Below are 20,015 nucleotides of genomic sequence, written 5' to 3'. Positions count from 1 at the left end.
CTGTTGGTGCTGGTGTTGTATCTGCAATCTTAGACTAATATCTAAGTTTTAGAACACACTGAAAAAGGTCGCGAAAGCGGCCTTTTTTGTGCCAGTAAGAAAGATATTTTAGCCGTTAAAAGCGTTATTGTTTACCAAGCGCTAACCGGTAAGATATCATTTCGCATTGTGAAATTCCCTTTTGGGTATTTATGATATAAGTAATAAAAAATCTTGAGATATTTATATGAATTGGCAGCCTACACTATCATGGCAACACGCAAAAAAAAGAGCGGACATAATAAAGCAAATTAGAGGTTTCTTTGCAGAACGTGACGTAGTTGAAGTTGAAACACCTGCATTGTCTCAAGGGACTGTTACAGATGTACATTTAGAAGGAATAAAGTGTCAATATGATTATTTAAGTAACAGCGCAGTGAACTGCAGCCAGACACTTTATTTACAAACATCGCCAGAATTTCATATGAAACGACTGTTAGCATCAGGATATGGCGATATTTACCAAATATGTAAATCATTTCGTCATGAAGGATTTGGCAGCCACCATAACCCAGAATTTACTATGTTGGAATGGTATAGAAAGGGGTTCGATCACTTTGCTTTGATGAAGGAAGTGTCTGACTTACTCGCCACAATTTTAAAATGCCAGGAGCCGATTTTTGTAACTTATCAAGAGCTATTTAAAAGGTATGTAAACATCGACCCACTTGTCGCAGATCGTCATGAACTTCTCGCTGTTATAAAAGAACATGATAAGTTAAGTGATTGGCTAAATGAAGAAGTGAATATTGATACCTTATTACAGTTCATTTTCAGTGAAATAATAGAGCAACACATAGGGGGTGATGTTCCATATTTTGTTTATAATTTTCCAGCAAGACAAGCATCACTAGCCAAATTAAGCTCTGAAGATCCAAGAGTAGCAAGGCGTTTCGAGTGCTATTTTCACGGTATAGAGTTAGCAAATGGCTTTGATGAGCTAATCGACCCAATAATTCAACTAGAGCGTTTTAAGCAAGATAACAAGCTTAGAGAACAATCAAAGCTCGAAAGTAAAGCGATAGATGAACACTTTATTTTTGCTTTAAAGAGTGGACTACCTGAGTGCGCCGGAGTTGCTTTGGGTATTGATCGATTAGTTATGCTTGCGCTACAGACACAAAATATTGAGGATGTTCTCACTTTTTCCATAGAGAATGCATAATAGCTAAATTTAGTTGAAAAAATTTGTCGAGCGACTAATGTTATAATATATCAATTGTGATATTATCTCATTCCTCTTGAGAGCGTATAATTGCTTTCAAAAATTTTGAGCTAAAGGTAACCAATATAATGTTAGATAGAATAGGAATTACAGCAACATCTTTATGCGCACTGCATTGCATTTTGTTGCCTATATTATTGCCTGTTCTGCCATTAATGGGATTGAGCTTTTTAGCTGATCATACTTGGGAGCATATTTTCCTATTGCTCACCGCAGCTCTAGGCACAATAGCGCTTTTTTCAGGCTTTAAGCGTTATCATAAGCGTTTGTATCCTTTCTATTTACTTTACCTTGGTGTAGCGATCTACTGGATTAAGCATGACTTTACTAGTGAAGTTCAGCCGCTGTTTATCCTTACTGGGGCAAGTCTCATCGTTGCAGCACATTTTATTAATATTAAGTTGTGTAATGATTGTAGAGATTGCACTGACGATGACTGTCAATCAGCTATTGAACAATAATATTTTAGCCATTAAGTTCCTTTAATTTTCTCGTTAAGGTATTTCTACCCCAACCTAATTTTTTTGCTGCTTCTTGCTTATGGCCATTAGTAAATTTAAGGGCTCTTTCAAGCACTATCTTTTCAAATTCGGGTAATGCATCATCTAAGATTGCACTACGACCTTGAGTGAGCTCTTTGTCAATCCATTGAGCTAATGCGAGTTGCCATGTGGTGATTTCAGAGTAATGAGTTGTAACATCCTCGGTTAATTCAGCCGGTAAATCCTCTAATAATATCTCTTGTCCGCTAGCCATGACAGTAAGGAACCGGCAGGTGTTTTCTAATTGCCTTACATTGCCAGGCCAAGAAAAGTTAGTTAAATAGTTACTTGCAGATTTACTGATTGTTTTAGCCTCAACACTGAGTTCATCGGCAGCCTGTTTTAGGAAATGCTGGCATAGCTGCTCAATATCTTCCTTTCTCTCTCGTAAACTAGGTAAGTGAATACGAATTACATTGAGTCGATGAAATAAATCTTCTCTAAAATCGCCTTTGCTAACGGCTTCCTCTAAGTTTTGGTGGGTAGCTGCTATTATTCGAACATCTACTTGTACAGGGGAATGCCCACCTACGCGATAAAATTGACCGTCGGCTAAGACTCTTAATAAGCGTGTTTGAATATCGAGTGGCATGTCGCCTATTTCATCAAGGAACAGGGTACCACCATGCGCTTGCTCGAACCGACCTTGTCGAACCGAATTTGCCCCAGTAAAGGCGCCTTTCTCATGACCAAAAAGTTCTGACTCAATTAAATCTTTAGGTATTGCTGCCATATTTAAGGGAATAAAAGGTGCGTCTTGTCTTGGGCTATGCGAGTGAAGCGCATTGGCAACGAGCTCTTTACCTGTTCCTGATTCACCATTGATTAAAACACTGATACTTGAACGGGATAATCGGCCGATGGCCCTAAAAACTTCCTGCATTGCAGGTGCTTCACCGATTAGGCCAGCAGTAACAGGGGACTGTTTTTCTTGCTGTTTCTTAGCATTTTGCTCCCTAGCGTGAGTTAATGCGCGCTTAGTCAAAGTGATGGCTTCATCAATATCAAATGGCTTTGGCAAGTATTCAAACGCCCCCCCTTGATAGGCATTAACTGCACTGTCTAGATCCGAGTGGGCAGTCATAATGATAACGGGAATAGTGTTATGTTGCTTATTAACCTTTTGTAGGAGCTCCATACCATCCATATTAGGCATGCGTATGTCGGAAATGATAACTTCAGGTTGCCCATGATCTAGTGCTATAAGTAGGTTTTCCGCACTCTCAAAAGATGCCGTACTGATATTGGCATTCGCAAATGCTTTTTCGAGTACCCAGCGAATAGAGCTGTCATCATCAACTATCCAAACTTGTTCTGTGATCATTATATCTCTCTTATGTATGAAGGTGCTTTGTTAATTATTGTTGTGTTAAGGGCAGTAGAATGACAAATTCTGTGTGTCCTGGGCGACTATGACAAGATAACTTTCCTTGATGTTGATTCACTAATGTTTGAGAAATGGATAACCCTAAACCTGTACCATTAGAGCGACCTGAAACCATAGGGTAGAAAAGTGTATCTTGAATATGAGGCGGAATACCTGGCCCGTTATCTATAATACTTATTTGGGCAGTGAGTTTTACTCGCTTACCATTGATAGTTTTGTTACTGGCAATACGTGTTTTTAATGTAATAGAACAATCATTTTCTATTGCTTGAATGGCATTGCTGACGATATTTAATACTGCTTGTTGTATTTTTTCTTGGTCACACTCTATCAATGGAATGGATGGGTCATAATCTCTGACAAGAGTAATCTGTTTCTCGTTTGAGAAACTGATGACCTGACACACTTTTTCCAAAACAGAATGTATGTTGTTTTGATTTATTTGTGGTAGTTGATTGGGCCCTAAAAGTCGATCAACGAGATTGGTTAGTCGGTCAGCCTGTTCGATGATCATGTTAGTATATTCTTGCTGTTCAGTATTGAGTTCTCGGTTAAGTAATTGCGCCGCTCCACGTAGCCCACCTAATGGGTTTTTTATTTCGTGCGCCAAACCTTTGATCAAATCTCGTGCTGCAACCCATTGCTGGTGTTGAAATACTTCTAGGCTTATTTGTTTTTGTTGATCGATTTGCTTAAGTTCAAGTAGTACATGCGGCTTTTGATCAAACTCAACAGATGACGCCGTTACTTCAGCGGTAAATCGATGACTTTCACTAAACTCAATTACTATGTCGCTGTCGGTAAGCTCCTGCCCTGAGGCTAATAATTGCTTCAACCTTTTATTATTTATAGTGGTATTGGCAAAGATGTAATCTGCTGGGTAGTGATATAGCTTAGCTAAACTTTTATTAAGTAGTGCTTCTGCTGATGGATTTAAGTAAACGATATTTAAATCTTGATTAAGAATGATAACTGCTGTCACCAACTGGCTGGCTAGAGCTTGTTGGTATATCTTCTTTTGTTCTTGTATCAGCTGACGCTTTTGCATGATTAAGCCCAATCAAAATAAAGTATGAAAACATTGCACCTTTTTGGTGCGTATGATTTTAGTTTACTTGATAACTATTTTAATTGCTGGCTTTTTTGAAAATGGATTTATCGAATATTTTTTATTACTGATTGTTTTATATAGAATAAAAGTTAAAACGATCAAAAGAGTAAAAATTAATTTACCGAAGCTCTGTGCATATAAAATGTTACTGACTCTGATGATGCAATAACCTTGCCCTTTTCATTGAGTAAGTCCATTTTTATTTTATGTTCGCCTCTATCTATATTACGTAGCGAGAACATAGAATGTATTTGTGGTTTATCGTGGGGTTTACCATCGAGGTATAGCTGAACCTTAAAGCCTTGCTTAAACTGAGGTTTAATCCCGCCACTAATGTATATTGAGCCAGTATTATCTCGAATGGTTGCATTGTTTTGTGGGTTATTAATAACCACTTGATAAGTTTCTTCAAACTGATGGGGGTTGATATCTAGAACTTCAGTATCAACAGATGTTGCTGATTCTATGACATTACCAGGTTTAGTTTTTACCTCTTCTGCACCAGGTCGGGGCGTATCGGAAAAAACTAAAACACCTTTTTCATTTCGCCACACATAAATTTTAGCGGAGCTCTGATAAGCAGAGGCTACCATTGATGTGAGTAAAAGCGTAATGAATAAATATTTAGTCATAAAAGTTAACTATTCTTAATCCTTTAGAAATTATACAACGCAAAAGCGAAATACGCTGCCCTTATTTAAGTATATAACTATAATTTATACAAAAAAAATTATTTTTACTACTAAATGTTACAAGTGTACTTACAAATTCATAAGAATACTTTTGCACTAATCCAACCGATGGTTATCGCTTTGATTTATAGAGCATAAAAAAAGCCCACCGAAGTGAGCTTTTATATATTCAGTGTTTAATTAAACGCTGTAGTACATATCAAATTCAACTGGGTGAGTCGTTGAGTTTAGTAACTCTACTTCTTCACGCTTTAGGGCGATGTATGCATCAATCATATCATTGTCCATTACGCCACCTTCCATTAAGAACTCTTTATCAGCTTCTAATGCATCTAAAGCTTCTTCAAAAGAAGCCGCAACTTGAGGAATTGCAGCAGCTTCTTCAGCTGGTAAATCGTATAAATCTTTATCCATAGCATCGCCAGGATGAATCTTGTTTTTGATTCCGTCAAGGCCAGCCATTAACATTGCAGAGAATGCTAAGTATGGGTTAGCTGTTGGATCAGGGAAACGAACTTCAATACGTGCTGCCTTTGGTGAAGGAACAATTGGAATTCGAATAGAAGCACTACGGTTACGAGCTGAGTAAGCAAGCATTACTGGCGCTTCGAAACCAGGAACTAAACGCTTGTATGAGTTGGTTGAAGCGTTAGTAAATGCATTTAATGCTTTAGCATGCTTAATAATACCACCGATGTAGTAAAGCGCCATTTCAGATAATCCGCCGTACTTATCACCAGAGAATAAGTTAACGCCATCTTTAGCTAAAGATTGATGTACGTGCATACCAGTACCGTTGTCACCTACAATTGGCTTAGGCATAAAGGTTGCTGTTTTACCGTATGCATGGGCAACGTTATGAACTACATATTTATAAATTTGTACTTCATCAGCTTTTAATACCATTGTATTGAAACGACAAGCGATTTCATTTTGACCAGCAGTCGCTACTTCATGGTGATGTGCTTCAACAACTAAGCCCATATCTTCCATAACTAAACACATTGCTGAACGTAAATCTTGCGAAGAGTCTACTGGTGCAACCGGGAAGTAACCACCTTTAACACCAGGTCTATGACCTGTGTTGCCATCTTCATAGCTTGTACCAGAGTTCCACTTAGCTTCTTTATCATCGATTTTGTAGAAAGAGCCACTCATATCAGTGTGGAAACGTACATCATCAAAAACGAAGAATTCTGGCTCAGGTCCAATTAATACGGTGTCAGCCAAACCTGTGCTACGCATGTACTCTTCTGCGCGATGAGCTACAGAACGAGGGTCACGGCTATAACCTTGCATAGTAGTGGGTTCAACGATATCACAACGAATGTTTAATGTTACAGCTTCAGTGAAAGGGTCTAAAATAGCTGTTGAAGGATCTGGCATCAGTACCATGTCTGATTCATTAATGCCTTTCCAACCTTCAATTGAAGAGCCATCAAACATTTTACCATCTTCGAAGAAATCTTCGTCAACTTGGTGGTGAGGAAGTGAAACGTGTTGTTCCTTACCTTTTGAATCTGTAAAACGAAGATCTACAAATTTTACATCGTGCTCTTTAATTAAATCGAATACTGCTTGTGACATATTGTCTCTCCAGTGAGGTTATTTCAAATTTGGTATTGGTTCCTAATTAGCTATTATCGTGCCAATAGTTAATTCTTTATATATCAATAGATTGAGTGCTCGCACTCTATGGTGTTGCACATTGTTGGTGCGCTTGTTGTACTAAAGTGGTGCATAAGGTATTTAATAGCTTCATACTATAGAACAAATTCTTAAGAATTCCTTAACTATTTTTATTTCTTTTAAACTCTTTGAAGCTTGATATATTATTAACTTTAACTATTTAGCTATGAATCTCGACAACGCACAGGAAGTCTAAAGGCATGAAAGTTATTTCAAAAAAATCATATTTAAAATATTCCATTATATGTCTCCTACTTTTATCAGCTAATGTTGCTAAAGCAGAACAAGTTAAAGCCGATTGGGAAAAACCAACGCCAATATTTGAGCAAGAATATGATTGGCTTCGACTTAGTTCTGATGAGTGGTTAAAAGGTGACATTGTTTCCATGTACGATGAAGAGCTTGAATTTGATAGTGATGAATTAGACTTACAAACCATTGATTGGGATGATGTTGCTGAACTTCGAAGTAAATCATGGCAGAGCATACGTTTAGTTGATGGCACTATTGCCGAGGGTTATTTAGTTGTTAAGGACGGTCAATTAAGCCTCGTTAAGCATGGTAAGACGACTCATTTTGATATTGCTAACTTACTTTCTATTGCATCGTCAGGGAAAAATGAAAGGGATCTTTGGGACGGATATATTAATATTGGTATTAATTTAAGAGAAGGTAATACTGTTCAATTTGATTATACTTTCACAGCTGGCGTACAACGCAGAAGTGCTAGTAGCCGTTTTAAAACCGATTACACGGCCAATTATAGTAAATACGAAGATCAAGACACTGAAGAGAAAATTGTCACTGCAAATAGTGATCGTTTAACGTCAACTTATGATTGGTTTTTTAGTCAAAAAATTTACCTAAGAGCAATGGACTTTGAATATTTTTCTGATGAGTTTTTAAATATTGAACACAGGATCCGTTATGGTGTTGCTGTAGGTTATCATCTTATTGATACAAGTCGAACATCGTGGGATGTTAATGCTGGTCCAAGTTATCAAACAACATCATTTAAAGAAGTTCAAGCCGGTGAAAAGGACAAAGAAAACTCTCCAGGCTTGATATTAGGTACTGATTTTACTTATGAAGTGACAAGCGATATTGATTATGATGTTTCATATAATATTCAGTTTGTGGATGAAGCGTCGGGTGATTATATTCACCACTTTCAAACAGGTTTAGAAATAGAGTTGGCAAGTGATTTTGATCTTGATTTGACCTTTTATGCTGATAGAACTGAGAAGCCAAGAGCAGATGCAGATGGAAACATTCCTGAGCAGAATGATTACCGTTTAGTGGTCAGTTTAGGGTATGATTTTTAAATTAGCTGGTAATTAAAATAGTAGAAGTAATGCTGCTTATTGTTTCTATTTTTGGGTTTTGATAACACGTGATACGCATTTTTCGCTTTTTAAGCGCTTTATTTCTTATAATGATTTCTTTTGCTTCATTAAGTGAGAGCCAAACAGAAAAGTTAACTTGGCAAAATCCTACGCCAATTTTCAACCAAAAATATGATTGGCTTAAGCTCAATTCTGATGAGTGGTTAAAGGGTGATATCATCTCTATGTACGATGATGAACTCGAGTTTGAAAGTGACGAATTTGGTATACTTACTTTTGATTGGGAAGACGTTAGTGTATTAAGAAGTCGTTTTGATCAGCGTATTCGTTTATCAAATGGACAAGTTGTACAGGGTTTTCTAATTGTTGAGAATGGAAAACTTACCTTGCTCAGTCAGGGGAAGGAAGTACATTATTCACTATCTGAACTGTTATCAATAACCTCTTCTGCAGAAAGAAGAATTGATTTATGGGATGCTAAAGTAACCCTTGGTATTGATGTAAGCGCTGGTAATGTAGAAAAGTTAGATTATTTTTCTACTGTGATGGTGCAACGAAGAACACCGTTTACTCGATTCCGTTCAGATCTTATTTTTAATTACAGTAAATCGACACAAGAAGAAGAGAGTGAAGTCTTAAGTAACTCGAAAAGACTCACGGCTTACCTTGACTGGTTTTATAGTGGTGAAATATTTTTTCGGGCGATAGATTATGAAAATTTCAGTGATATTCAGCAAAACATTGATAACCGAAACACATTTGGTTTAAGTCTGGGGTACCACGTTATTAATAGTAAGCGTATCCTGTGGGATTTTACAGCAGGGCCTAGTTATCAAGAAACAAAGTATAGCCAAGCAAATGAAAGTACTAGAAGTAAGGTGGTCAGTTTAAGTACGTTATTTGAATATACCGTATCAAAAGTAACAGACTTTGTTTTTGACTACCAAATACAATTTGTTGATGATGATGCTGGTGCGAGAAACCACCATTTAAAAACAGGGTATGAATTTGAGTTTACACAGAATTTTGATGTAGATCTGATGCTTTATATAGATCGTGTTGCTAAGCCAGTATCAACTTTAGATAATACGCCCAAGAAAAATGATTATCGACTACTCATAAGTTTAGGTTATGACTTTTAAGTGAAAGCTAGCTTTCATGCTTTATAACCACATCAGTTAGCGGAATACATGAGCATAGTAATATATAATTATTTTCTTGCTCTGCTGTAGTTAAACCGTCTGTTTTTAATTGCTTCACCTCGCCTGATATAAGTTTCGCCTTACAGCGACCGCATTGCCCTCTTAAACATGAGTGAGGTAAAATAAGCCCTGCTTTTTCTCCTTGGTTTAAAATAACAGTGTTATTATTTCCCTGAATATTTTTCTGCTTTGATAAAAAAGTAATACTGATGGTATTAGTATTGTTATTCATTCCCGTAAACCTCCTAAGTTAATACAGATTAAATTGCTCGTTTCAGGTATATTACGAGCAATTTATCATATTCGCTAAAGTTAATTATTAATTCATTTATGACACATAAACAGCAACATCTTCATATTTTAGGTATTTGTGGCACTTTCATGGGAGGCATAGCAGCAATCGCTAAGCAGTTAGGCTATAGAGTGAGTGGCTCTGATGCTAATGTTTATCCGCCAATGAGTACTCAATTAGAAGAACTGGGTATTGAATTAATGCACGGTTATAGTGCAGAGAATTTGGCAGAAGATATTGATATGGTGATTGTAGGTAATGCTATGTCTCGTGGCAATGAAATGGTCGAATATGTACTTGATCGAAATATCCCTTATACCTCAGGGCCACAATGGTTATTAGAAAATGTACTTAAAGATTGTTGGGTGCTTGCTGTTTCGGGAACTCATGGCAAGACCACTACCAGCAGTATGTTGGCATGGATATTAGAATATGGCCAGTTAGCCCCGGGCTTTTTGATTGGTGGTGTACCACAAAACTTTGGGTACTCGGCACGTATCGGTGACACGCCGTTTTTTGTGATTGAAGCTGACGAATACGACAGTGCTTTTTTTGATAAACGTTCTAAGTTTGTTCACTATCGACCAAGAACGTTAATCATGAATAATATGGAGTTTGATCATGGCGATATTTTTAACGACTTAGCTGATATACAAAGACAATTTCATCATTTAATTAGAATGGTACCGAGCAATGGCTTAATACTTTCACCTAAGCATGAACAAACCGTGCAAGATACGCTTAATCAAGGTTGTTGGAGTGAGCAAGAATATACCCATGATAAATGCGGTTGGCAGGCGAAAAAGCTTGTTGAAGATGGCAGTCAATTTGAGGTTTATTTCAATGAAAATAAACAAGGCTGTGTTAACTGGCAATTGATGGGAGACTTCAATATTGATAATGCGCTAATGGCTATTGCTGCTGCAAGACATGTGGGTGTGCCAAGTCATGTGTCGATAGAAGCGTTATCACAATTTATTAATACCAAAAGGCGCTTTGAGTTAAAAGGTACAGTGAAGGGCATTGAAGTTTATGATGATTTTGCTCATCACCCAACTGCCATAGCAAAAACATTGGCTGGCGTTCGTGCCAAAATAACGGCTCGCAACCTATCAGCCAATCAAAATGGTCGAGTTATCGCGGTGTTAGAGCCTAGATCAAATACCATGAAGTCTGGCGTTCATAAAGATGCTTTACCTAAGTCATTCGATGACGCAGATATGGTGTTTTTATATCAAGGAGAACAAGTCAATTGGTCTGTTTCTGAGCTTATTAGTCAATGTAAGCCTTGCTGTGTTGTAGAAGATAATATAGAAGCACTGGTCAATGCTATAGTAAAAGAGGCGAAGCCTGATGATATCGTTGTTATAATGAGTAATGGTGGTTTTGACGATATCCACAATAAGTTATTATTAGCACTTGAGCATTAATAGCTGGCAATAGATTTAATAGAAAGGTAAAGAAAATAAAATGGCAGTATTAACCATACTTAAAGCTCCCGATGAAAAATTACACCAACAAGCAGTTAAGGTTGCAGACATATCGACAGTCCAATCTTTAATCGATGATATGTTAGATACTATGTACGATACTGAAGATGGTATTGGCTTAGCAGCAACACAAGTAGGAAGGAAAGAAGCCGTTGTGGTTATTGATCTTTCTGAAGAACGAAATGAACCCTTAATATTAGTGAATCCTGAAATTATTTCAGGTGAAAACAAAGTTAAAGGTCAAGAAGGCTGCTTGTCTGTACCTGGCTATTATGCAGATGTAGAGCGTTTTGAAAAAGTGACAGTTCAAGCTCAAGATCGCGATGGCCAAGCGATCACCATTGAAAGTGATGAGTTTTTAGCGATTGTTATGCAACATGAAATAGACCACCTGAAAGGTAAGTTATTTATTGAATACCTTTCGCCGTTAAAGCAAAAAATGGCACTTAAAAAAGTGAAAAAAACACTTAAACATTTAGCATAACGTAAAACAGTATAGGGGATTATTTTGACTACATTTAAGGGTCGAATAACATTGGCAATGACAGGCGCTTCCGGTGCAGGATATGCATTACGTCTGTTAGAGTGTTTAGTCGCTGCGAACTATCAAGTGTTTTTTTTATGTTCAAGTGCTGGTCGCATTGTACTTAACACTGAATTAGACGTTAAACTGCCGAGTAAACCTGATGTTGCCGCTGAATTTTTAATTGATAAATATGGCGCGAAAGCAGAGCAAATTATTGTCTTTGGCAAAGAACAGTGGTTTTCACCAGTTGCTTCAGGATCTGCTGCGCCAAAACAAATGGTTGTTTGTCCTTGTTCAACAGGAACTTTGGCCGCAATTAGCCAAGGCATGAGTGATAATTTAATTGAACGAGCGGCTGATGTAGTAATTAAAGAACGCGGGCATTTGATCTTAATGGTAAGGGAAACACCATTTTCGACGATTCATCTACAGAATATGCTGAGCTTATCTCAACAAGGTGTCACTATAATGCCTGCCGCCCCAGGTTTTTATCATAAAGCAGAAACGATTGATGATCTTATTGACTTTATGGTGGGGCGAGTACTTGATCATTTGAATATTGAACAAAACATTATGCCTCGTTGGGGATATAATCAACACTCCTGTTGAATTCTTGATAGGAATCAAAACAATAAATTCAGTTAAAAGTTAACATTGAGCTCTTAGAAAAGAACGTTGATTGAGTAACAGAGTTACCGTTCTTTGGGTCTATTTTGCACTAGAGGTTTCAATGTCTTCAATCAGAAATGCTTCTTTTAAAGCTAAACTTACTTTACTCGTAATTCCTGCCATTTTAGGGCTTGTGTTTTTTTGCTTCATGATAATTAAGCAAAATCTTGAAATAGTGGGTAGTAGTAAAGATATTGATCAGTTAACGCAATTAGCTACTTTTAATAGTGCTTTAGTGCATGAGTTACAGAAAGAGCGCGGTGCTTCAGCAGGTTTTATTGGCAGTAAAGGAGCAAAATTTTCTGATACTCTTAGCACACAACGACAAGCAACAGATATCGCATTTCAAAATCGAGCGGCATTTATTAAGGCGAATATTGATGATATTAGCCATACGCAAGTCATCCAAGCCACAAAAAGCTCAACAGCCTCTTTAGCAAGGCTTTCCAGTATAAGACAGCAAATTGATGACTTAGCTATTGAAGGTAAAGTCGCTATTTCTTACTACACACAGAACAATGCAGACTTAATCAATGTCGTGTCACACATCAGCTTATCGACAACAAATGGTGAAATAGCTAGCAGCTTACAAGCTTATTATAACTTCTTACAAGGTAAAGAAAGAGCGGGCATTGAGCGCGCAGTAATGACCAATGTTTTTGCTAAAGGCCAGTTTACGGGGAATTTCTACCAACGATTTATTGCTTTAATGACAGAACAATCTGCTTACTTTGATACTTTTAATAAAATGAGTTCAGCTCAATTACAGCAGGCATTTAGCCAAGCTATGCAACATAACTCTGTATCGAAAGTAGATGAATTTAGAAAAATAGCGTTAGCCTCTAATGGAAATCAAGTATTGAGTGTTGATAGCCAAACATGGTTTAACAATACAACTCAACGAATAAATCAACTCAAAAGTGTTGAAAATGCGGCAGTAGAAGCTTTATTACTTGTGAGTGAGGCACATTTAAATAGTGCTCAAAGAATGTTATTGCTAACAGTTGTGATTGCATTTGTGGTTATTAGTCTTTCTATTCTTTTGTCCTTTTACATTAGTAAAATTATTATGCAGCAATTGGGCAGTTTATCAGATGCCATTACAACTGTTGATGAACATAATGACTTAACGGCTAGAGCAGAACTTTATTGTGAAGATGAACTCGGTGATGTTGTTACACGATTAAATAAAATGCTTGTGGCATTTCAACAGGCGATTGTCGCCATTGAAATGAGTAGCACCAAGTTGGCTAATAGTTCTGAGCAAACAAAACAAGCCACACAAAACAACCAAACACATCTTGAAACTCAACAAGCAGAAACAACACTAGTAGCAACCGCAATAGAACAGATGAGTGCAACAGTACAAGAAGTCGCTGCAAATAGTTCTCAATCAGCGCATGCAGCACAAGAAGTAGATGATGTTGCTAATGAAGGTGTTGAGCAAATTAACCATACACGCGATGAAATGCAGGCGCTATCAATTGAAATGAGCAATGCAGACAAGCTTATTGATGAATTGCAGCAAAGCAGTAGTAATATCACTTCATTTGTTGATGTTATCAAAAGCGTTGCAGAACAAACCAATTTGTTAGCGTTAAATGCCGCGATAGAAGCAGCCAGAGCCGGAGAGCAAGGAAGAGGCTTTGCAGTAGTTGCTGATGAAGTACGTACTTTGGCACAACGTACACAAGAATCAACAGCAGAAATTGAATCTATGGTAGGTAAATTCAAACACGATGCTGAACAAGTATCCGTTTCAATCAATCAGTGTGTTGAAAGTGTGAGTAGTTCTGTCGAGCAAACAGATATTTTAGAGAAAAAACTGCAAGCTTTATCTATGTCTGCGGCATCGATTAATGATATGAGTAATCAAATAGCTGTTGCGACAGAAGAACAAGTTGCCGTTGCAAATGAGATGGCAGGAAATATTGAAAGAATCAGTGAACTATCTGCCAATAATACCCACGAAGGTGAACAAATTCAGCTGGCGAGTACAGAGCAGAGTGAACAAGCAACGCAGCTTTTAACTTTAGCGAATAAATTTCAATGTTAATTGAGCAATTTACTTGAACACTGATGAAAAACTAAAGGTAAAATAAGCCATCCTGTTGAGTAATTTAGTATATTTCAGGCATAAAAAAAGCGAATATTTAATTCGCTTTTTTTATGCCTGAAAGGTTTTATGACTCATCAAAGCTAAATTCAATATAGGCTTTGCCATGAGGGGAACTTAACGGAATTATTACGATAGGTCCTTTAGCTTTATGATGAATAGTGTGATCAGGACCAGAAACAACAACTGGGGTCGCCATATCAAACTCAAAGCCTTTTTCGCTGAGCATTCTTTTCGCGCCACCTGTTACCATGTTAGTAATTTCACCTACTAAGTCAGTAATTTCTTCATTAACTGAATCAGGTGCTTCGCCAACCATGCCTTTCATAGTAGCGATAGCTAAGGAAGCATCGTAAGTGATAGATAGCGAACCCTTTGCTTGTTCACTTACCATACCTATGAGGCCAGAGACATCGCCCATTGCAACTTCACCTTTTTTAAGCTTTGGTTTCTCAGGAGTTAACTCCATTTGAGCCATGGTGGACATCACATTGAGCATTGAAGATAAAAAGGGATTGATAAACTCTACGTTCATGAAGCTTTCCGAGCCTTGTCAGTTAAGTTATTTGATTTTGCATGGAAAATTAACAAATGTAAATCAAACAAAAATAAAATTTATTAATAATTGTGTATATTTTCTAATTGGTAGCGATTACAGCAGTCGAATCTGCTCGGCTAAAAGTTAAGCTACCTTTTTCTTTACTGTCCTGAAAATTAACAGTATTTACGTGCTTAGCATAAGTATCGACGAGTATTGTGTTTTTTACCACTAATTGTTTTAAAAAGTTTTGCTCTGAAATAATTGAAAGATGATTATTTGGTCTGAATCAAACTGGTTTATACTCGGGCTATAATTGTAATAGGTTGATTTAAAAGCAAAATCAGTTGATTTTGAATGTTTTTGAACTATGTGATTACTTTGAATTTTCAGAAAAGAAATATTTACTGTATTTGTGCAATAGTATATCTCTGTGGAGTAAAGTAAATTGATCTGAAACTTCAATTTACTCTTAAGGGAATTGTAAGTAGGTATTTAGCTTGTAGACACACATGCACGACAACTGCCATGTGCTTCAACAATCTGATGACTTATGGTGAAGCCGCTGGCATCTGCCATAGCTCGTAAGGCAAGATCAAAGTTATTTGATTGAATTTCATCAACTTGGCCGCAAGTATCACAAATAAGCAATTGTACTGGGTGATTACACTCGCCAAAGTGATGGCACATGATAAAGGCATTGATTGATTCTATCTTATGAACAAACCCTTGCTTAGAGAGAAAATCTAATGCTCTATATATGGTCGCAGGTTTCGCACCAGCATCAATTGTTTGCAATTCTTCAAGTAAATCGTAAGCACCAACGGCTCCTTGATGTTTAGCAAGTAAAAGAAAAACCTGCTCACGTACTTTTGTTAACCGAGCGCCTTTTTTTGAACAAACTTGTTGAGCTTGAGCTAAGAGTTTTTCTGCAGTTGAGTCAATCGTCATGGTGAAAAAAGTATTGCCTATCAGTGATTGATTTTCAGTGTAACATAGCCCTAAGTTGAGGATAACTATTTTTATTCGCCATTTGAATAATGATCCTTTACAATGAAAAAGACAGCGCTGTCTTTTTCGTGGCTTTTTTACTTTTTTGGATAAACTTAATGACTCGATACCTTGCTCTTGACGCTTTTAGGGGCATAACTATTGCTCTCATGATATTGGTTAATACACCTGGCACATGGAGCCATGTTTATGCGCCACTTCTTCATGCAAAGTGGCATGGTTGCACACCTACTGATTTAGTTTTTCCTTTCTTTTTATTTATCATTGGCTCAGCGATGTTTTTCTCATTTAAAAAGAGTGGTTTTACCGCAAATGCTGGGCAATTTCGAAAAATTGTAAAGCGCGGGTTTATCATATTTTTCCTTGGTTTTATGCTCAATATCATTCCATTTAACACTGATCCAAATGATTGGCGATTTATGGGAGTGTTACAACGTATAGGTATTGCTTACGTATTTGCGGCAAGCTTAGTTTTAATGCTTAATAAACGTGGGATTTTTATTACATCGGCAGTTATTTTACTTGGCTACTGGTTATTATTATTAAGTGTAGGTAGTGATAATGCGTACAGTTTAGAAGGTAACATTATTAGGCAATTCGATTTAGCAGTGCTTGGCGCAGGTCATATGTATAGTGGCATGGGCGTTGCTTTTGATCCAGAAGGCTTATTAAGTACTATTCCAGCGATTGTTAATATGTTGCTTGGCTTTGAAATAACAAGATATTTAACCAGTATTGAGGATAAAAAAGAGAGTGTAATAAAGCTCACTATATTAGGGGGGGTAGCGATTGGCTTAGGCTCATTATGGAGTTTAACTTTACCTATTAATAAATCTTTATGGACAGGTTCTTATGTTATATACACTACTGGGTTTGCATGCCTTTTACTGGCAGCATTTATTTGGGTTATTGATATATTAAAGCAAGAAAAATTAGCTTCACCTTTACTTGTATATGGTACAAACCCGTTATTTGTTTATGTATTATCTTTTCTAACTGTTACTTTATATTTGAATATTTCAATTGCTGATAGCACTCTTTATGCATGGCTTTATGGTGTCTTAACAAGCTTTTTAGATAATACCTTTGCTTCATTTATTTTTGCATTAACTCATGTGGTATTTTTCTGGTATGTTTCCTTGCTCTTATATAAACGCAAAATATTTATTAAAATATAAAAAATATTCTTTAGCAGATAGCGAAAAATAAATATTTCTCAGTAATATGAGCGAGAAATTGCTATGCTTATTATTGCGTTATGTGACTTTCCATAGATAAAATTATATAAGTACTCTATGGAAAGTATAAAAAATAGGGAGCTGCAATAACGAGTGAGCAAAGCAACATTAGTTCAAGATGAAAACCTCTCATTTAAGATTAGCCATCAACTACTGCCTCAAGAGTATCAAAGGTTAGATCTTTATTTTTCTTTACCCGAAGAAATGGGTATAAACCCGAGTACCTTAAACGAAGAAGACTACTTTTACTCAAATATCAAAAGTCATAGTGCTTATTACTCAGCTCAATTACACTTACCTTTAGTGAGAAGTCGTTTCATTAGTCAAAACAAAGGTGAGCAAACAGATTATCGCCTTAACCTTAATCTCTATTCTTATCAAATTAGAATTGCACTAGATGCAGACATAAAGCAAACGTTAAAACTAAAAGCACCAGAGGAATTTTATCCTGCTGCGGTTGAGTTAGCTGATCAAACTACGGTTTTAATGAAGAAGCTACGTCGATATACCCCTTCGGATACCAAGCTGAGTTCTTTTTTTGAAAATGCTGATAATTATTTGAGCTGGCATACCGAGCAATCTTTCTTAAAGTTGTTAGCACAAGGACCCAAAAGCAGTGACTTTTCACCGGAACGTGAGTACTTACTTAACTTCTGCCGCGAAGAAAGCCAATATCGCGATGAAAATAAATACAACTCTCAAGTTACATTAGACGATCCAAATCGCATCACCAATAAAATGCGATTATTACAACGCTTGATTGAATATGGCGTGGTATTCAAAAAACATACACGTTATTTGAATCGTAATTTAAAGCGATTAGTGCGTGGTACTGTTACTGCAATTATTATGGCTTTCGTTATGTTTTTAGTGCTAAACGCGAGATCTAGTTTTGCTGAGGTGACTATTGCATTGATTGCATTGCTAGGGGTGATTTATGGTTTACGTGAAACTTTTAAAGATGATTTAACGAGTCTTATTTGGCGTAAAATCCAAAAAGGTCGACCGAAATGGCAAAACATTTATACTCACAGTGTCAATGGTAAACGTATATTGAGCCAAATATTGTGGCTAGAATATATCAATAAAAAAGATTTGCCAGAATCTGTTAATTCACTGTTTCAGCAACGTCGACAACAAAATAAGCAAACAGCGCGGTTACTACACTTTCGGTGTGATAATAAGGTTATCGTTAAAAAGTATTTACCTGGTTATGACGAAATTCAACAGCAGCTATTTTTTAATTTAACCCCTTTTGTTCGTTATCTCAAAAAAGGAGAAGGTAAACTATATAGCCTAGAAGGACAGAAAATTTCTAAACAGGCTGTTGAGCGGCGCTATCAAATTAACCTTATTTTAAAGCACAAAACCAAGCAAGGGGAAGCGGTTCAACGGTTTAAGATAACGTTAAACCGTTCTGAAATTGTTAATATTGAAGCGATGTCTAATGAATAAATTAACATCATGAGCTGGTAAAATTTTACCAGCTCATGATTTGTATCAATTATTTTTCCTAGTAATGAGCAAAAAGACTAACAAATAACTTAGCCAGTACACACTACCACCAGAAGAGTTGTTTTCAGATTTTTCTTCAACTGAATCAGATCCAGAGTTAGTGTCATTTTTTTTGAAAACGGCTTCAATGCTAATTGAACTCCCTTGCTCGAGAATACAATTTTTATAACTAGTGGTAGCAAAATAATAAAAACCTTTTTTATTGAACTCACCATAAGCTAAGTCAATGAAAGAATCATTATTAAAATCGCCCATTGCTGTCGCTGTTACGCCATTTTCTGGAGTCGCAATTACGGACTCTACAGAAAATTCTCCGTTTTCTTTACCGTAGGTTACGCCTAATTTAGCTGGTTGATAATGCGCTGAAAAGACATCAATTAGATCATCTTTATCAATGTCTCCAAATGCTGCGCCATAAGCTGCCCCACCAGTACTGATGACTGCTCTTCCTTGTGCGCTATAAGTTACTATTTCTCCTGAAAGGATTTCCGCAGAAACAATAGTTGTGCCTATAGAATCAAATTCAACACTATCAATGGTTATTGCAGCTTTATCTGATATTACGTTTTGCTCAATTAACTCGTCACCTGTGTTTTTATACCAAGATATTTTTTCGTTACTAATACTGTTAACCAGTACAAACAAGTCACCCGAAATATCAGCACTAAAAGAAGAAACAACAATATCTGCTATGCCATCTTTATCGTAATCTGTCACAGTAAAAGCATAAGGTCTTGCGTTTTTAAACTTCAGGGTTTCCTTAAATTCAAATTGACCGTTGCCATCATTGAGATAGAGTAAAATGTCACCAACACCAGTACCATATTCAGCGATAAATAGGTCGAGATCACCATCATTATCCCAGTCATAGCTATCCAAAGCCGATGGGTAGTGTAAGTCTGTTATGATATTTTGCTGGGAGAATGTGCCATCTCCTTGGTTGATGTAACTGATAATGTTGCCATTAAATAAGCTGATTGCGAGTAAATCTATTAAGCCATCATGGTTAATGTCGATACTTTCAAGGGTTTTTGCTCCTCCGGTTGCAGAACCAATAAGTGTTGGTTCGGTTGAGCTAATTATTCCTTCGCCCCAGTCACATTGTTGACCTTGCCAACCACTGAAATACCACCCTTCATCGGCGACTGGTTGCAAATTAAGAGCGCTATTACTTGTGCTGAGAGTGCAATTGCTATTACAAGAGTTGATATGATTTTCTACCTTACCTTGACCAGTAATGGATAAACTTACTTCATTGGCATAACTCGTTATGGGTAATACAAGAGGCATAGCTATTAGTAAATTTATTAGTGTTTTTTTCATTTTTATTACCTGCTTTGAAATGGTTATTCGTTTTTAATCAATTCTGGTTACAGATAACATGCAA

General features: G+C 36.8%; 19 protein-coding genes. 10 read left to right on the top strand and 9 right to left on the bottom strand.

Features of this window, described 5'->3' with window-relative positions; genetic code table 11:
* Positions 1-226: 226 nt before the first annotated feature.
* Positions 227-1,204, top strand: coding sequence for an elongation factor P--(R)-beta-lysine ligase (gene epmA / locus EPA86_RS07550; RefSeq protein WP_140602823.1), 978 nt, complete (start codon positions 227-229; stop codon positions 1,202-1,204).
* A 128-nt stretch (positions 1,205-1,332) separates the two neighbouring features.
* Positions 1,333-1,725: a MerC domain-containing protein gene (locus tag EPA86_RS07545; RefSeq protein WP_140602822.1), complete on the top strand. Its 393-nt coding sequence runs from the start codon at positions 1,333-1,335 to the stop codon at positions 1,723-1,725.
* A 4-nt stretch (positions 1,726-1,729) separates the two neighbouring features.
* Here EPA86_RS07545 and glnG read toward each other — a convergent pair whose 3' ends face one another.
* The 4 genes from glnG to glnA all read right to left on the bottom strand — a co-directional run bounded on the left by glnG (position 1,730) and on the right by glnA (position 6,583).
* Positions 1,730-3,133 carry a nitrogen regulation protein NR(I) gene (gene glnG / locus EPA86_RS07540; RefSeq protein WP_211664914.1) on the bottom strand — a complete coding sequence of 468 codons (1,404 nt, stop codon included), beginning with the start codon at positions 3,131-3,133 and terminating at the stop codon, positions 1,730-1,732.
* 31 nt (positions 3,134-3,164) lie between these two features.
* Positions 3,165-4,241 carry a nitrogen regulation protein NR(II) gene (glnL, locus tag EPA86_RS07535; protein WP_140602820.1) on the bottom strand — a complete coding sequence of 359 codons (1,077 nt, stop codon included), beginning with the start codon at positions 4,239-4,241 and terminating at the stop codon, positions 3,165-3,167.
* A gap of 176 nt (positions 4,242-4,417) precedes the next feature.
* Entirely contained in the window at positions 4,418-4,936 is a 519-nt protein-coding gene (locus EPA86_RS07530; protein WP_140602819.1) for a DUF4124 domain-containing protein, read from the bottom strand.
* A 240-nt stretch (positions 4,937-5,176) separates the two neighbouring features.
* Positions 5,177-6,583 carry a glutamate--ammonia ligase gene (gene glnA / locus EPA86_RS07525; protein WP_140602818.1) on the bottom strand — a complete coding sequence of 469 codons (1,407 nt, stop codon included), beginning with the start codon at positions 6,581-6,583 and terminating at the stop codon, positions 5,177-5,179.
* Between the two features lie 302 nt (positions 6,584-6,885).
* On the opposite strand from glnA, the gene EPA86_RS07520 reads away from it, so the two are divergent.
* Together EPA86_RS07520 and EPA86_RS07515 are read left to right on the top strand one after the other, a co-directional pair.
* Positions 6,886-8,010: a DUF481 domain-containing protein gene (locus tag EPA86_RS07520; RefSeq protein WP_140602817.1), complete on the top strand. Its 1,125-nt coding sequence runs from the start codon at positions 6,886-6,888 to the stop codon at positions 8,008-8,010.
* A gap of 110 nt (positions 8,011-8,120) precedes the next feature.
* Positions 8,121-9,173, top strand: coding sequence for a DUF481 domain-containing protein (locus tag EPA86_RS07515; protein ID WP_140602816.1), 1,053 nt, complete (start codon positions 8,121-8,123; stop codon positions 9,171-9,173).
* A gap of 7 nt (positions 9,174-9,180) precedes the next feature.
* Here the strand turns inward: EPA86_RS07515 and EPA86_RS07510 are convergent, their stop codons facing one another.
* Positions 9,181-9,465 (bottom strand): 2Fe-2S iron-sulfur cluster-binding protein, encoded by a 285-nt coding sequence (locus EPA86_RS07510; protein WP_140602815.1) that lies wholly within the window; start codon positions 9,463-9,465, stop codon positions 9,181-9,183.
* Positions 9,466-9,563: 98 nt separating this feature from the next.
* Here EPA86_RS07510 and mpl point away from each other — a divergent pair, with 98 nt between their 5' ends.
* The 4 genes from mpl (at position 9,564) to EPA86_RS07490 (ending at position 14,266) form a co-directional block, all read left to right on the top strand.
* The gene (mpl, locus tag EPA86_RS07505) at positions 9,564-10,955 is read left to right on the top strand and encodes a UDP-N-acetylmuramate:L-alanyl-gamma-D-glutamyl-meso-diaminopimelate ligase (RefSeq protein ID WP_140602814.1); all 1,392 of its coding nucleotides are present in this window, start codon (positions 9,564-9,566) and stop codon (positions 10,953-10,955) included.
* A gap of 40 nt (positions 10,956-10,995) precedes the next feature.
* Positions 10,996-11,499 (top strand): peptide deformylase, encoded by a 504-nt coding sequence (gene def, locus EPA86_RS07500; protein ID WP_140602813.1) that lies wholly within the window; start codon positions 10,996-10,998, stop codon positions 11,497-11,499.
* A 24-nt stretch (positions 11,500-11,523) separates the two neighbouring features.
* The gene (locus EPA86_RS07495; RefSeq protein WP_281284864.1) at positions 11,524-12,150 is read left to right on the top strand and encodes a flavin prenyltransferase UbiX; all 627 of its coding nucleotides are present in this window, start codon (positions 11,524-11,526) and stop codon (positions 12,148-12,150) included.
* Between the two features lie 121 nt (positions 12,151-12,271).
* Entirely contained in the window at positions 12,272-14,266 is a 1,995-nt protein-coding gene (locus EPA86_RS07490) for a methyl-accepting chemotaxis protein (RefSeq protein WP_140602812.1), read from the top strand.
* 127 nt (positions 14,267-14,393) lie between these two features.
* Here the strand turns inward: EPA86_RS07490 and EPA86_RS07485 are convergent, their stop codons facing one another.
* The 3 genes from EPA86_RS07485 to zur form a co-directional block, all read right to left on the bottom strand.
* Positions 14,394-14,861: a chemotaxis protein CheX gene (locus EPA86_RS07485; protein ID WP_140602811.1), complete on the bottom strand. Its 468-nt coding sequence runs from the start codon at positions 14,859-14,861 to the stop codon at positions 14,394-14,396.
* 103 nt (positions 14,862-14,964) lie between these two features.
* On the bottom strand, positions 14,965-15,126 hold the full coding sequence (locus EPA86_RS18490) for a DUF6702 family protein (RefSeq protein WP_425462566.1): 162 nt from the start codon (positions 15,124-15,126) through the stop codon (positions 14,965-14,967).
* Positions 15,127-15,359: 233 nt separating this feature from the next.
* The gene (zur, locus tag EPA86_RS07480; RefSeq protein ID WP_140602810.1) at positions 15,360-15,815 is read right to left on the bottom strand and encodes a zinc uptake transcriptional repressor Zur; all 456 of its coding nucleotides are present in this window, start codon (positions 15,813-15,815) and stop codon (positions 15,360-15,362) included.
* Between the two features lie 158 nt (positions 15,816-15,973).
* On the opposite strand from zur, the gene EPA86_RS07475 reads away from it, so the two are divergent.
* Entirely contained in the window at positions 15,974-17,053 is a 1,080-nt protein-coding gene (locus EPA86_RS07475) for an acyltransferase family protein (RefSeq protein ID WP_140602809.1), read from the top strand.
* A gap of 153 nt (positions 17,054-17,206) precedes the next feature.
* Positions 17,207-18,568 (top strand): hypothetical protein, encoded by a 1,362-nt coding sequence (locus EPA86_RS07470; protein WP_140602808.1) that lies wholly within the window; start codon positions 17,207-17,209, stop codon positions 18,566-18,568.
* A 45-nt stretch (positions 18,569-18,613) separates the two neighbouring features.
* Here EPA86_RS07470 and EPA86_RS07465 read toward each other — a convergent pair whose 3' ends face one another.
* Positions 18,614-19,951: an FG-GAP repeat domain-containing protein gene (locus EPA86_RS07465; RefSeq protein ID WP_140602807.1), complete on the bottom strand. Its 1,338-nt coding sequence runs from the start codon at positions 19,949-19,951 to the stop codon at positions 18,614-18,616.
* Positions 19,952-20,015 lie beyond the last annotated feature (64 nt).

The sequence above is a fragment of the Litorilituus lipolyticus genome (assembly GCF_006439335.1).
Lineage (GTDB): Bacteria > Pseudomonadota > Gammaproteobacteria > Enterobacterales > Alteromonadaceae > Colwellia > Colwellia lipolytica.
The sequence above is the reverse complement of the archived record's forward strand: the minus strand, read 5'-3'. Positions and strand labels throughout refer to the sequence as shown.